The sequence below is a fragment of the Kitasatospora sp. NPDC004799 genome, from assembly GCF_040609095.1.
Taxonomy (GTDB): domain Bacteria; phylum Actinomycetota; class Actinomycetes; order Streptomycetales; family Streptomycetaceae; genus Kitasatospora.
Window position 1 is genome coordinate 55,978 of the sequence record NZ_JBEXJK010000001.1, and the last position, 13,299, is coordinate 69,276.

General features: G+C 74.0%; 12 protein-coding genes. 3 read left to right on the plus strand and 9 right to left on the minus strand.

All coding sequences use genetic code 11. From position 1 onward, the window contains the following. Positions 1–16 precede the first annotated feature (16 nt). Entirely contained in the window at positions 17–541 is a 525-nt protein-coding gene (locus ABZW03_RS00275; RefSeq protein ID WP_355249836.1) for an Imm1 family immunity protein, read from the minus strand. Positions 542–707: 166 nt separating this feature from the next. Between ABZW03_RS00275 and ABZW03_RS00280 the strand changes: the two genes are divergently transcribed. Both ABZW03_RS00280 and ABZW03_RS00285 read left to right on the plus strand, forming a co-directional pair. Next, the gene (locus ABZW03_RS00280) at positions 708–1,031 is read left to right on the plus strand and encodes a DUF6191 domain-containing protein (protein WP_355249838.1); all 324 of its coding nucleotides are present in this window, start codon (positions 708–710) and stop codon (positions 1,029–1,031) included. A gap of 151 nt (positions 1,032–1,182) precedes the next feature. After that, positions 1,183–1,962 (plus strand): VOC family protein, encoded by a 780-nt coding sequence (locus ABZW03_RS00285; RefSeq protein ID WP_355249840.1) that lies wholly within the window; start codon positions 1,183–1,185, stop codon positions 1,960–1,962. A gap of 64 nt (positions 1,963–2,026) precedes the next feature. Here the strand turns inward: ABZW03_RS00285 and ABZW03_RS00290 are convergent, their stop codons facing one another. From ABZW03_RS00290 to ABZW03_RS00315, 6 genes are all read right to left on the minus strand, one after another. Next, positions 2,027–3,154, minus strand: a complete 1,128-nt coding sequence (locus tag ABZW03_RS00290; RefSeq protein ID WP_355249842.1) for an MFS transporter — start codon at positions 3,152–3,154, stop codon at positions 2,027–2,029. Positions 3,155–3,236: 82 nt separating this feature from the next. Continuing rightward, positions 3,237–3,962 (minus strand): HAD family phosphatase, encoded by a 726-nt coding sequence (locus ABZW03_RS00295; protein WP_355249844.1) that lies wholly within the window; start codon positions 3,960–3,962, stop codon positions 3,237–3,239. 136 nt (positions 3,963–4,098) lie between these two features. Continuing rightward, on the minus strand, positions 4,099–5,826 hold the full coding sequence (locus ABZW03_RS00300; protein ID WP_355249846.1) for a carbamoyltransferase C-terminal domain-containing protein: 1,728 nt from the start codon (positions 5,824–5,826) through the stop codon (positions 4,099–4,101). A 458-nt stretch (positions 5,827–6,284) separates the two neighbouring features. Then, positions 6,285–6,863, minus strand: coding sequence for a dienelactone hydrolase family protein (locus ABZW03_RS00305; RefSeq protein WP_355249848.1), 579 nt, complete (start codon positions 6,861–6,863; stop codon positions 6,285–6,287). Positions 6,864–6,965: 102 nt separating this feature from the next. Next, complete coding sequence (locus tag ABZW03_RS00310; protein WP_355249891.1) at positions 6,966–7,805, minus strand: ABC transporter permease subunit; 840 nt, start codon at positions 7,803–7,805, stop codon at positions 6,966–6,968. 47 nt (positions 7,806–7,852) lie between these two features. Then, positions 7,853–10,630 carry an alpha/beta fold hydrolase gene (locus tag ABZW03_RS00315; protein ID WP_355249850.1) on the minus strand — a complete coding sequence of 926 codons (2,778 nt, stop codon included), beginning with the start codon at positions 10,628–10,630 and terminating at the stop codon, positions 7,853–7,855. 97 nt (positions 10,631–10,727) lie between these two features. Between ABZW03_RS00315 and ABZW03_RS00320 the strand changes: the two genes are divergently transcribed. Next, complete coding sequence (locus ABZW03_RS00320) at positions 10,728–11,747, plus strand: mechanosensitive ion channel domain-containing protein (RefSeq protein ID WP_355249852.1); 1,020 nt, start codon at positions 10,728–10,730, stop codon at positions 11,745–11,747. Positions 11,748–11,829: 82 nt separating this feature from the next. Here the strand turns inward: ABZW03_RS00320 and ABZW03_RS00325 are convergent, their stop codons facing one another. Then, positions 11,830–12,294: a GNAT family N-acetyltransferase gene (locus tag ABZW03_RS00325; protein WP_355249854.1), complete on the minus strand. Its 465-nt coding sequence runs from the start codon at positions 12,292–12,294 to the stop codon at positions 11,830–11,832. Position 12,295: 1 nt separating this feature from the next. Next, positions 12,296–13,234, minus strand: coding sequence for an RluA family pseudouridine synthase (locus ABZW03_RS00330; protein ID WP_355249856.1), 939 nt, complete (start codon positions 13,232–13,234; stop codon positions 12,296–12,298). Positions 13,235–13,299: the final 65 nt, after the last annotated feature.

Consider the following 13,299-nt stretch of genomic DNA (forward strand, 5'->3'; position numbering starts at 1 on the left):
GCGAGCCCAGTACGGCCTACTCCCGGGGAAGATCCCCCGGGCCGAAACGCTCCATCACAGCACCCAGTACCGAGTCCCAGTCCGTGGAGGATTCCGGGACGGGGGTAGCCGCCGGGCCCAGCTCCACGCGGCTGCCGTTCAGGTGGCCCTTGACCCAGCCGACACAGGTCGGCCTGTCCCCGGTCCCCTCACGGCAGAACTCCTCGAGCGCCTTCCGCACCTCGGGCAGCGGAAGGACGGTCGCTGGCTCCATGAACACCGGGGTCCACGCGTCCGAGATCACCTTCGGATCGTCCTCCGGCGGTGACGGGTTGTCGGTCACCCAGGTGCATGCGTAGATCCCTCCCCGCTTCGGATAGCGCAGGCTGACGCACCAGACCAGACCGCCGTACCCGGCCTCCCGGTCCATCGCCACCATGAGGGTGCTGTCGCTCGACGGCCCCGCCTCGTCCTCGTTGAACACGAACCACGCGTTCCGCCCGCTCCCCGCGTTCTCCATCACCCAGGTGATCAGCCGTTCCGCGTCCTCCCGGGTCTCCACCTCGTACCGGTCGTCACCGATCACCACACTCAGGAACATCCCCAACCCCCCAGGTCTCCGCCGTCACGTCCACCAGCGACCGTACCGGCCTGCTCCGACACCACCAGCGCCCGTTCGCCTCCCCTGATCTGGAACTCCCATGCCACCACGGCACGTTGGGGGTGGCATGGTGATGATGGCGGGTCTGCTCTTCATGACGGTGCTGGTGATCGTGCCCTTCACGCTCGCGTCCGCCCGGCACGTCGTGGTGCGGTCCGGCCGGCCCGGCTGGCTGTCCCGGCGGCTCGCCGCCCGGGCCCGGCCCGGCAGCCTCGGCCTCGGGGCGACCGCGACCGAGGAGCTGCACGCCCTGCTCAACGCCAACAAGCGGGTCCAGATCGAGCAGCGCCAGGCCCAGCTCACCCTCCGCGACGACGACCACGCCGGCGCCCCGCCCCGTACCGGCATCGACCTCGACAACGGCACCGCCGTCCTTCCGCCGCACCGGTAGCCCCCACCCCCACATCCGCCCCGCCCCGCCCCGCACAGGACGTCGGCCCCGCACGGTGTCGGCCCGGCGGCCGCGGCGGTGTGTCGAGTGGCGGGCCGCCGCGCGCGAGGAGATGGTGACCGGCAGAGACCCCTCACCAGAAAGGGCGAACATGCCCGAGGTCACCACTCCGTACGCGACCGGCACGCCGTGCTGGGTCGACCTGATGGCCCAGGACCAGCAGGCCGCGCTGGACTTCTACCGCGACCTCCTCGGCTGGCAGGGCCGACCCGGCCCGGCCGAGTTCGGCGGCTACGCCGTCTGCGAGCTCGACGGCAGGGCCGTGGCCGGCATCGGCCCCGCGATGGCCCCCGAAGGGGCGCCGGCGCCGCCGACCGTCTGGACCGGCTACCTGGCCTCCACCGACGCCCAGGCCACCCAGGACGCGATCGTCGCGGCCGGCGGCACCCTGCTCGCCCCGGTCATGGACGTCGGCACGCTGGGCCGGATGCTGATCGCCGCCGACCCGCAGGGCGCGGTGTTCGGCGTCTGGCAGCCCGGCGAGTTCTTCGGCGCCCAGGTCGTCAACGAGGCCGGCGCGCTGACCTGGAACGAGCTGCACACCAGCGACATCCCGGCCGCCACCGCCTTCTACGGCGAGGCGTTCGGCATCGAGATCGAGCCGCTGGAGGGCGCGGACTCCTACTGGCAGCTGTGCGTCGGCGGCCGCGGGGTCGGCGGCGCCACCCTGCTCGCCAACGACCCGCCCGGCACCCCGGCCCACTGGCTGACCTACTTCGCGGTCGACGACGTGGACTCCACCGCGGACGCCCTGATCAAGCGCGGCGGCACCGTCCTCGCCCCGCCCTTCGACATGGCAGCCGGCCGGATGACCGTGGTCACCGACCCGCAGGGCGCCCCCTTCGCCATGATCAGGCCCGGGCAGCCCTAGAACGACGTCGGACGCCCGCGCGGGACGTCGGTCCGGCCGACTTCCCGCGCGGGCAGGGTCGCGCTCAGGGCCGTACGGCCCGCAGCCACCCGGCGAGTCCGAGGCAGAGCAGGCAGGCCCCGGCCAGCACCAGCGGGATCACCACCGGCCCGCCCGAACCGCCGATCGCCCCCACCACCGCCGGTACGACGGCGTTGCCGAGCATGCAGCAGAGCGTCAGCACCGAGGTCGCCTGCTGCGGCACCTCCGCCACGCCCGAGACCCAGGCGATCAGCGTCGGCAGCACCGGCGCCAGCGCCAGCCCGGCCAGCGGGTAGGCCGCCACCGCGAGGTGCGGCACGGCGGCCAGCGCCAGCGCGCCGAGCGCGGCCGCCAGGTAGGCCGGCAGCGCGGTGCGGCCCGGCACCCGGCGGGTCAGCTGCGGGATCACCAGCCGGCCGACGGCCAGCCCGGCCCAGAACCCCGAGGCCGCGGTGGTCGCCGCCTGGGTGCTCCAGCCATCCCGCTCCAGCTGGGTCGACTGCCAGGTGCCGATGCTGGTCTCCAGGCCCGCGTACACCAGGCCCACCAGCAGGAACGGCAGGAAGGCCACGACGATCCCGAGCCGTCGGCCGTCGGCCCCGGCCCGGTCCGCGGGCTCCGTCCGGGGCGCCGCCGCGAGCACCGCCCCCGCCCGTCCGACCAGGAAGCACGGCAGCGCGCACACCGCCGCCGCCAGCGCCAGCAGCCGGATGTCCGTCCGGCCCAGGGCCCCGGCGGCCAGCGGGCCCAGCATCGCGCCGATCCCGAACACCGCGTTCAGCCGGTTGACCATCACCACGCTGTTCCCGGCGAACCCGCGCGCGAACGCCGTGTTGAGGGTGAGCGCCAGCCCGCCGTACCCGACGCCGGTCACCGCCGCGCAGCCCAGGTAGGCGGACCAGCCGGGGCTGGCCGCCATCCCGGCCGCGCCCGCCGCGAAGACCGCGAGCAGGACGGGCGGCGCCGCCCGGACGTTCAGCCGCCGCCCGAGCAGCCCGATGCCGAGCGTCGCCGCGAGCGCGCCGAGGTTGTAGGCCGAGACCACCCGGCCCACCTCGTGCTCGGCGCCGAAACGTTCCCGCAGGAAGGGCAGCGAGGCGCCGAGCGAGGCGGTGAGCACGCCCAGGACGAGGAAGACGCCGAACGCCGAGACCGCCGCCGACCTCGCCATCACCGGCGCGCCCGGCACCCCCGGGAGCACCCCCGACGACGCGCCCGACGGCATGCCCGACCGCGTGCCCGACGGCGACGCCTCAGCCACCGTGCGGCCCGGCCGTGAGCACCACCGAGACCAGCCCCTCCGGGTCGGCCAGCACCAGCGCCCCCGCGGCCCCGGCCTCGCCCACCACCAGCGCGGTGAAGTCCGGCACCGCGGCCACCGCGCCCGCCTCCACCAGGGCCGGCCCGCCGATCCCGACGCACACCGCCCCCGCGTCGACCGCCGAGCGGACCCCGCTGACCGAGTCCTCGAAGACCAGCGTGCGCTGCGGCCGGATCCCGAGCCCCCGGCAGGCCGCCAGGTACGGGTCCGGGTGCGGCTTGCCCCGCTCGACGTCGTCCCGGGTGACGCGCACCCGGAAGGTGTCGAGCAGGCCGAGCCCGCCGAGCGCGTTCTCGATCTTCCGCGGCCAGCTGCTGGTGGCCAGCCCGATCGGCACCCCCGCCCGCCGCAGCCGGGCGGCCAGCCCGTCGGCGCCCGGGATCACCGGGTACGGCGCCTCCTCCTCGACGGTGTCCACCTCGGCCCAGATCGCCTTCCGGTCGGCGTCCGAGTGGTCCGGGAAGATCAGCCGGACGGTCTCGGCGCCGGTCCGCCCGTGGACGTACTCCTCCAGCTCCGGGCCCGTCAGCACCCGGCCGTGGCGCCGAGCCACCGACCGCCACGCCTCCTCGATCACCGGCCTGGAGTCGATCAGGACCCCGTCCATGTCGAAGACGACGGCCTCGACCTCGTACCGCGTTCCGGCTTGCGGCTGCATCGGTCTCCTCACTCGGCGCTCGCACCATACGATCTGACGATAGTTCAAACTTTCCCGGTCAACGGGCCGGACGGTCAATTGGACTAGACCTCGTTCATCGGTCCAGGCCCTCGCCCGCCCGGCCCGCCCCCCCGGGTCAGACGGCCTGCCGCGCCATGAAGCCCTCGGCGGAGTCCTTCCAGACCAGGTAGACGTCGTCCACCAGCAGCAGGTCGACCACCTCGTCGAACAGCGGGTCCAGCGCGTCGCGGTGCGAGCCGACGATCGGCTCCTCGTGCTTGTTGAACGAGGTGTTCACCAGCGCCGCCTGCCCGCTCCGCTCGTACCAGGCCATCAGCAGGCCGTGCAGGAACGGGTCGTCCTGGGCCCGGACGATCTGCGGCCGGGCGGTGTTGTCGACGTGCACCACCGCCGGGCAGGCCTTGGCGAAGGCCTCGTGGCAGTCGTAGGTGATCGTCATGAACAGCGCCGAGGGCTGCTCGGGGGCCCAGCCCCGGTAGCAGTCGGCCGCCAGGTCCTCGGCGGTGATCGGCGCGAAGGGCATGAACTCGGTGCGGTTCAGGCGCTTGTTGAGCCAGTCGTTCATGGTCACGTCGGCGGTGCCGTAGATGACGCTGCGCCGCCCGAGCGCGCGCGGGCCGAACTCCATCCGGCCGCGGTAGGTGCCGATGACCTGGTCCGCCTCCAGCGCGGCGAGCAGCACCTCGCGCATGTCCTCGCCGATCCGCCGGTAGCGCAGCCCCGGGTAGTCGCGCAGGATCTCCTCCAGCAGGCCCTCGGAGATCGCCGCGTCCGGCCCGAGCGCCATCGAGGGCACCCGCGGGCGCTCGCCGGTCTCCCGGTGGGCCACCACCACGGCGGCCTGCAGCGGCAGCCCGCCGTCGCCCATCGGCGGCAGCACGTAGATGTTCCGCACGCCCGCGGTCTCGAAGATCCGCTGGTTCAGCTTGACGTTGGCGAACACCCCGCCGGACAGGCAGACGTTGCCGCTGGGAACCCGGCCGATGTGCCGCGCCACCACGGCGGTCAGCAGGTCCTCCACGTGCCGCTGGGCCGCCGCCGCGACGTCGGCCGGCTCGTGCGTCGCGATCTCGCGCAGCAGCTCCTCGGAGTAGCCCTCGTAGGACGGCTGGTACCAGTCGCCGCAGCGGGCCCGGATCGCGCCGTCCTCCTCGATGTCGATCATCCGCCGCATCAGCGGGAGCAGCTTCTCCGGGTCGCCGTTGGCGGCCAGGCCGGTGATCTTGCCCTCGTGCCGGTTGGGGCGGAAGCCGAGCAGCTTGGTGATCCGGCCGTAGAAGTAGCCGAGGCTGTCGATCGAGGTCTCGCGCTGGAGCACCTCCTCGCCGCCCGGGTGGTAGTGGGTGACGGTCAGGGACTGGAAGTCCCCGCGGCCGTCGCAGGTGACCACGAGCGCCTCGTCGAACGGGGAGCAGAGGAAGGCGCCCAGCCCGTGGGACTCGTGGTGGTCGACGTGAACCACCTTGGCGCGCAGTCCGTTGTCGTCTACGAAGGACTCGAACTCGGCGCGCTTCAGCCGGTCGTTGCGAATTTCGTCGGATATCCGCTTGCGCAGGTGCGGAAGCGCCTCGGGCCGCCGGAGGGCCTCCTCCGAAATCCGGTCCACATAGAGCAGCAGGTGCTTTTCGGCGTCGAATCCGGCCTGCCAGCCGTAGGCCACCCTATCGACCTCGGAAAGGGTGACCCCGGCCTCCTTCAGAACGTACTCGATGGATCGCTCCGGCCACGTCCGGTGGTCCTTGACCCGGGTGAACCGCTCTTCACTGACGGCCGCGAGGACCGTTCCGTCCTGGACCAGGCAGGCGCCGGCCAGGTCGTTGTTGGTGATTCCGAGAACAAGCATGTGCGGCTCCAAGCTGGTGTCGCGGGAAATGGCGGATGGCGGCATTTCCACGGATTCGGCGAGCGAGTGAGGGTTGGAGTGCACAGCGATGCTATGAACGCGATTCACCGGAGATCAACGAGGCCCTGGGAATTCCGGCCGTCCGGGCACGCCCGAGAACCGTTACGCCGAAGGGGCCGTACGGTGAACAGCGGATTCCGTATCGATCATCGGTGCTGGCCGGACGGCCGCGGGGCCTTGAGAGGTCTGGACCACTTGGGCCATGATCACCCTCTGTAGCTGTCCGGAAACAGTCCTTCCGGCCGGGTGGACGGGCCGGACCGGGCCCGGGAGACCGGACCGGGCCCGGGAACGCGGAGGGCGCCGGGAGGGGCGGTGTCGCAGCCCCACCCGGCGCCCGCGGCGTCGGTCCTTCGGTTCAGGTCGGTCGGCGCGGACGTCAGCCGTCCGCCCCGGCGTCAGTCGTCCAGCTCCGCGAGGAAGTCCAGCGCCGCCGCCCAGGCCCGCTCGGCCGCCTCCTCGTCGTAGTCCGGCAGCTCGGGGTCGGTGAACAGGTGCCCGGCGCCCCGGTAGCGGTGCACCTCCACCTCCGCGCCGGCCCGCCGCATCCGCAGGTACCAGGCGTTCAGCCAGTCCTCCGGCTCGAACGGGTCCGGCTCCGCGATGTGCAGCTGCACCGGGATCTCGATGGCCGCGTCCTCCCGCAGGTCCGAGGTGCCGTGCAGGAGCAGCAGCCCGCGCGCCTTCTCGTCGGCCAGCGCCAGGTTCTGCGCCACCGCGCCGCCGAGCGAGAAGCCGGCGTACACCAGCCCGCCCTCGGACACCGGAGCGGACGCCGCCACCGCCCGGCGCAGCAGCTCGTCGCGGCCGCCGAGCTCCTCCTGGAACTCCTGCGCCTCCTCGACGGACTCGAAGGTCCGCCCGTCGAACAGGTCCGGCGTGTGCACGGTGTGCCCGGCGGCGCGCAGCCGCTCGGCGGCGGCGTGCACGGCGGGCCGCAGCCCGTAGGCGGAGTGGAAGAGGACGATCTGGGCCACGGTTCGGGTCCTTCAGCAGGGGAATCGGCTACCCGCCCATGATCCCCCATCGCCCCGGGCCGACCGGGACACCACGTCCCGACCGGTCGGCCCCACGGCCTGCTACGACACCACGTCCTTGCGCGCGAACCCGCGGAACGCCAGCGCCAGCAGCACCGCCGCGTACGAGAGCGACAGCGACACGCCCTGCACCATGCCGCCCCACTCCAGCTGCGGCTGCAACGCGTCCGCCCAGGCGTACTGCCAGTGCGCCGGCAGCCACTCCCGCAGGTCGCCCAGCGCGGTGACGGCGTCCAGCACCCCGGTGATGATCGAGGCGAACACCGCACCGCCGACGGCGCCCAGCGGCGCGTCGGTGGCCGTGGAGAGCCAGAACGCCAGCGCCGCGATCACGATCTCGGCGAGGAACACGAAGGCCACCGCGACGGCGATCCGGGGCAGCGCCTGCGAGGCCGGCAGGCTGACCCCGGCGGGCAGCTTGAGGTCCCCCCAGCCGTACGCCGCCGTGCCGACGACCAGCCCGATCGCGGGCAGCATCACCACCGCCACCGCCGAGAACGCCAGCCCGACCACGAACTTGCGGGCCAGCAGCCGGGCCCGGGGCACCGGCGCGGCGAGCAGGTAGCGCAGCGAGGACCAGCTGGCCTCGGAGGCGACGGTGTCCCCGCAGAACAGCGCGACCGGGATGACCAGCATGAAGCCGGTCCCGACGAACAGCATGGTGACCGCGAAGTTGGCCCCGGAGGCGGTGGCCAGCTCGATGAAGGTGGTCCGGTCCGGTCGGCCCGGGGTGCCGCCGATCTGGAACGCGGCCAGGATGACGAACGGCATGGCGGCCAGCACCGCGCCGATCACCAGCGTGCGGCGCCGGCGCAGCTGCCGCATCGCCTCCACCCGCAGCGGCAGCGTCCGGCTCGCCCGGTACCCCTCGGCGTGGTCCATCGACCCGGCCCGGTCCTCCGACCCGGCGCGGTCCGTCGCGACGACGCTCACGCTCCACCTCCGATCAACGACAGGAACGCGTCCTCCAGCCGCCGCTGCGGCCCGGCGCTCTCCACCGGCACCTCCAGCCGCACCAGTTCGGCCAGCAGCTCGCTGGCCGTGAGCCCGTCCAGGCGCACCATCAGCCCGCCCTCGACGGCCTCCGCCGAGCCGACCCCGGCCAGCGCGCCGACCTTCTCGACCACCGGCACCGGGTCGTACGGGCCGGCGATGCCGATCACCAGCAGCTCGCCGGCGCCCACGATGTCCCCGACCGGGCCGGCCGTGACCAGCCGCCCGCGGTCCATCACGACCAGGTCCGAACAGCTCTGCTCGACCTCGGACAGCAGGTGGCTCGACACGATCACGGTCCGCCCGCCGGCCGCGTACCGGATCATCACCTCGCGCATCTCGCGGATCTGCGGCGGGTCCAGCCCGTTGGTCGGCTCGTCCAGGATCAGCAGGTCCGGCATCCCGAGCATCGCCTGGGCGATCGCCAGCCGCTGCCGCATGCCCTGGGAGTACGTCCGCACCGCACGGTCCAGCGCCTCGCCGAGCCCGGCGATGGCCAGCGCCTCGTCGAACCGCGCGTCCGCCTCCGGCCGCCCGGTCGCCTGCCAGTACAGCCGCAGGTTGGCCCGCCCGGTGAGGTGCGGCAGGAAGCCGGCGCCCTCGACGAACGCCCCGACCCGCGACAGCACCGGCGCGCCAGGCCGCACCAGGTGCCCGAAGATCCGGATCTCCCCGGCGTCCGGCCGGATCAGCCCCATCAGCATCCGCAGCGTGGTGGTCTTGCCCGCGCCGTTCGGCCCGAGCAGCCCGAGCACCTGCCCCTGCTCCACCCGGAAGCCCAACTCCCGTACGGCGTAGCGGTCCTGGGCACCCTTGTAGCGCTTGCTCAGCCCGCTGATCCGCAGCGGCACCGCGGCCAGCTCCGGGTCGAAGTCGGGCCCGGCGGCGGCCCGGCGGCGCCGCAGCCGCGGTGCCAGCACCAGGGCCGCGGCCGCCAGCACGGCGATCACCGGCAGCACCCAGGTCCGCGCGGGCAGCGGCGCCGCCTCGGTGACCAGCTCCTCGACGGTCGGCACGGTGAGCGCCCCGGCCGGCGCCACCCGGTAGGTGGCCGGCTCGACCGGCGAGGCGTACGCGAGGTCGGTGCTCGCCAGCACCAGCCGCACCCGGTGCCCGGCCGGGAAGGTGTGGTCCACGGTCGGCAGCGCCACCGTGACGGTCCGGCCGGCGTCCGCGCCGGTCACCCGCAGCGGGGCGGCGAGCTGCTGCGGCAGCACCGCCTTGCCGTCCGGCCCGACGTCGTACAGCTTCGCGAACAGCACCGCGTCCGGCCGGTCCGCCGTCACCCGCACCGGCACGGTCGGCTGCCCGGTCAGGTGCAGCGGAGAGTCCAGCGGCGCCGAGTCGAAGGCGGCGTTCTGCCCGGGGAAGTCCAGCGACAGCCCGGCGCCCAGCGAGGCCGCCTGGCTGAGCCCGCCGACGCCCGGCAGCGTCGAGATCCCGGGCGGCGCACCGCCGGGCGGGTTGGCGAGGGTCTGCTCGCCGCCCGCCAGCTCGACGCTCCGCGAGCCGGTCCCGCCCAGCCCCGGGTACCGGTCGGCGCTGGCCCCGCGCAGCACGGCCTGGAAGCCGGTCGAGTCCACCCCGCCGGTGCGGGTGATCCGGAACGCGGAGCCGGTGTCGTTGCCCCGCCCCTTCAGGTAGTGGTCGAACCAGGCCGTCACCCGGTCGTCGACCCGCTCGGAGGTGTCCGTCCCGCCGTCGTGGCCGCCGGCGAACCAGTCCACCGCCACCGGCGCGCCGTTGGCGGCCACCGCCGCGGCGATGCGGTCCCCCTGGTCCAGCGGGAACAGCGAGTCCTGCTGCCCCTGCACCACCAGCGTGGGCGCCTTGAGCCGGTCCGCCACCGAGGACGGGCTGGAGCGCTCCAGCAGCGCGACGGCCTCCGGGTCGGCGTGCCCGGCGGTGGCCACCCGGTCGTACATCGCGCAGAGCGAGTCCAGGAACCGCCCGCAGCCGACCGGCCCGCCCGCGGCCGGCTGGGGCCCGCCGCCCTCCCGCGGCGCCCCGCCGGACGGCCCGAGCTCCCCGGCCGAGCCGGTGGTGAAGAAGATCCCGGCCCACAGCTTCTTGAACACGCCGTCCGCGGCGCCCGAGCCCTGCACGCCCTGCGGGAACAGCGCGTCGGCCAGGTTCCACCAGGTGATCTGGGTGGCCACCGCGTCGATCCGGGGGTCGTAGGCGGAGGCCAGCAGCGAGACCGCCCCGCCGTACGAGGCGCCGGTGATGCCGACCTTCGGGTCGCCGGCCGCGTCCAGCCGCACCTCGGGCCGCTGGGCCAGCCAGTCCACCAGGTGCTTGACGTCCTCGACCTCGCGGTCCGGCGCGTTCAGCCCGATCCGGCCGCCCGAGTGCCCGAAGCCGCGCGCCGACCAGGTCAGCACCGCGTACCCCTGCCGGGCCAGCTGCTCGGCGCGCTCGCGCTCGCCCGCCTTGGAGCCGCCGAAGCCGTGCGCCAGCAGCACCGCCGGGCGCGGACCGCCGCCGGCGGTGGTGAAGAAGGAGGTGTCCAGCTGGATCTGCTCGGCACCGCCGGGCGTCTCCGGCATGCTGAGGAAACGGTCCTCCCGCTGGACCGCCCGCTCACCGCCGGACGCCACCGTCGCGGTACCGGCCGCGGCCACCGCCACCAGGGCCACCGCCCCGGCCAGCAGCCTGCGTCTGACCGATGATCCCCGGGCGCGCCAGCGACGCCATGCCCCACCGAACTCCATGGCCGCTGATCGTATCCGCCGTACGGGTAGGCGTCCGATAAAGCCACCACACCGTTCCGCCCGGTTCATCCCACTGTGCCCGGGTATCGTACGGCGCATGCCCTGGCCGCTGATCTCGCTGCTCGCCACCGTCGCCGCCACCCTGGCGGTCGGCTGGGCCGTCGACCAGGCCCTCCAGCGGATCGCCGCCCGCCGGCCCTCGGCGCCGCTCTGGCCGCTGCTCCGCCGCTGCCGGATCCCGCTCCAACTCACCGTCGTGTCGGCCCTGTTGCTCGCCGCCAGACCGCTCCAGCGGACCTTCCACCTGAAGCACGACGACGGCGCGCACCACCTGCTCCTGCTGTTCCTGCTCGCCTCCCTGGGCTGGCTCACCGTCCGCGTGGTGGCCGCCGTCCTGGAGGCCCTGCTCGGCCGCTACGAGACCCGCGTCGACGACCCGGCGCGGGTCCAGCGGGTGCACACCCAGATCAGCATGCTGCGCCGGGTGGTCAACGCGCTGATCGTCGTGGTCACGGCGGCCGTGATGCTGCTGACCTTCTCCGCCATGCGCACCGTCGGCGCCAGCCTGCTCGCCTCGGCGGGCATCATCGGCATCGTGGCCGGCATCGCCGCCCAGAGCACCCTGGGCAACTTCTTCGCCGGCCTGCAGATCGCCTTCGGCGACACCGTCCGGATCGGCGACACCGTGGTGGTGGACGGCCAGCAGGGCACCGTCGAGGAGATCACCCTCAGCTACCTGGTGGTCCGGCTCTGGGACTACCGCCGGCTGATCGTCCCGGTGTCGTACTTCGTCAGCAAGCCCTTCGAGAACTGGACCCGCCGCGACCCGGGCCTGCTCGCCGCCGTCCTGCTCCACCTCGACCACAGCACCCCGGTGGACGAGCTGCGCACCGCCCTGCGCGCCCGCCTCGACCGGCACCCGCTGTGGGACGGCGCCGAGTGGGCCCTCCAGGTCACCGACACCACGCCCAGCACCATCGTCGTGCGCGCCACCATGACCGCCCGCACCCCCGACGACGCCGCCCAGCTCCGCTTCGACATCCGCGAACAGCTCATCGCCCACCTGCGGGACGAGCACCCCCACGCCCTGCCCCGCATCCGCACCACCGACGGCTGAGCCGCGCGCGAGAGCAGAGGTCCCCGCACCCCGGCAGGGGTACGGGGACCAGCACGAATCGGGGGCAGGCCCCCGAGAACGCCTACAGCACCCGCGTCATCGTCCGGTGCGGAATCCCCGCGTCGTCGTACACCGGCCCCTCGGCCAGGTACCCCAGCCGCTCGTAGAACCCGAGCGCCCGCACCTGCGCGTGCAGCTCGACCTCGGCGGCCCCGCGCTCGACGCCCGCGGCCTCGACCGCCCGCACCAGCTCGGCGCCCAGCCCCGTCCCCCGGGCCGCCGCGACGACCGCGAGCCGCCCGAGCAGCACGCGCCCCTCGACGCCGCCGGTCAGCTCCCGCGCCTGCTCGCCGAAGATCAGCCGCGCGGTGCCCAGCGCGGCCCCGTCGGCCCCGACGGCCAGCAGGTGCACCGAGGTCGCGTCGTACTCGTCGTACTCCAGCTCCTCCGGCACCTCCTGCTCGACGACGAACACCTCGCGCCGGACGGCCCGCGCCAGCTCCAGGTCGGCGTCCGACTCGGCGATCCGGATGGTGGCGGCCGCCACCTCAGCTCTCCGCCGCGATGATGTCCAGCGCCTTGCGCAGGTCCTCCGGGTACTCGCTGGAGAACTCGACCCACTGCCCGTCCGCCGGGTGCTCGAAGCCGAGCGACACCGCGTGCAGCCACTGCCGGGTCAGCCCCAGCCGCTTGGCCAGCGTCGGGTCGGCGCCGTACGTCAGGTCGCCCACGCAGGGGTGGCGCAGCGCGGACATGTGGACGCGGATCTGGTGGGTGCGCCCGGTCTCCAGCTTGATCGCCAGCAGCGACGCGGCCCGGTACGCCTCGATCAGGTCGTAGTGGGTGACGGACGCCTTGCCGTCCTGGGTGACGGCCCACTTCCAGTCCGAGCTGGGGTGCCGCCCGATCGGCGCGTCCACCGTCCCGCTCATCGGGTCCGGGTGGCCCTGCACCAGCGTGTGGTAGCGCTTCTCGGTGATCCGGTCGTGGAACTGCCGCTTGAGGTCGGTGTACGCGCGCTCGGACTTGGCGACCACCATCAGCCCGGAGGTGCCGACGTCCAGCCGGTGCACGATGCCCTGGCGCTCGGCGGCGCCCGAGGTGGAGATCCGGTACCCGGCCGCGGCCAGTCCACCGATCACGGTGGGGCCGGTCCAGCCGGGGCTGGGGTGCGCGGCCACGCCGACCGGCTTGTCGACCAGCACGATGTCCTCGTCGTCGTGCACGATCCGCATGCCCTCGACCGCCTCGGCGACGATCTGCACGGGGGCGGCCGGGGCGGGGATCTCGACCTCCAGCCAGGAACCGGCGGTCACCCGGTCCGACTTGCCGGCCACGGCGCCGTCGAGCGTCACCTTGCCGTCGGCGGCCAGCTCGGCGGCCTTGGTCCGGGAGAAGCCGAACATCCGGGCCAGGGCGGCGTCGAGGCGCTCGCCCTCCAGGCCGTCGGGTACGGGGAGGCTGCGGATCTGCGCTGCGGTACTCACCCGTACGAGTATGCCGGAAACGCGGCCCGCCCCCGCCCGCCGGTGGCCCGGCCCGCTTCCGGGCC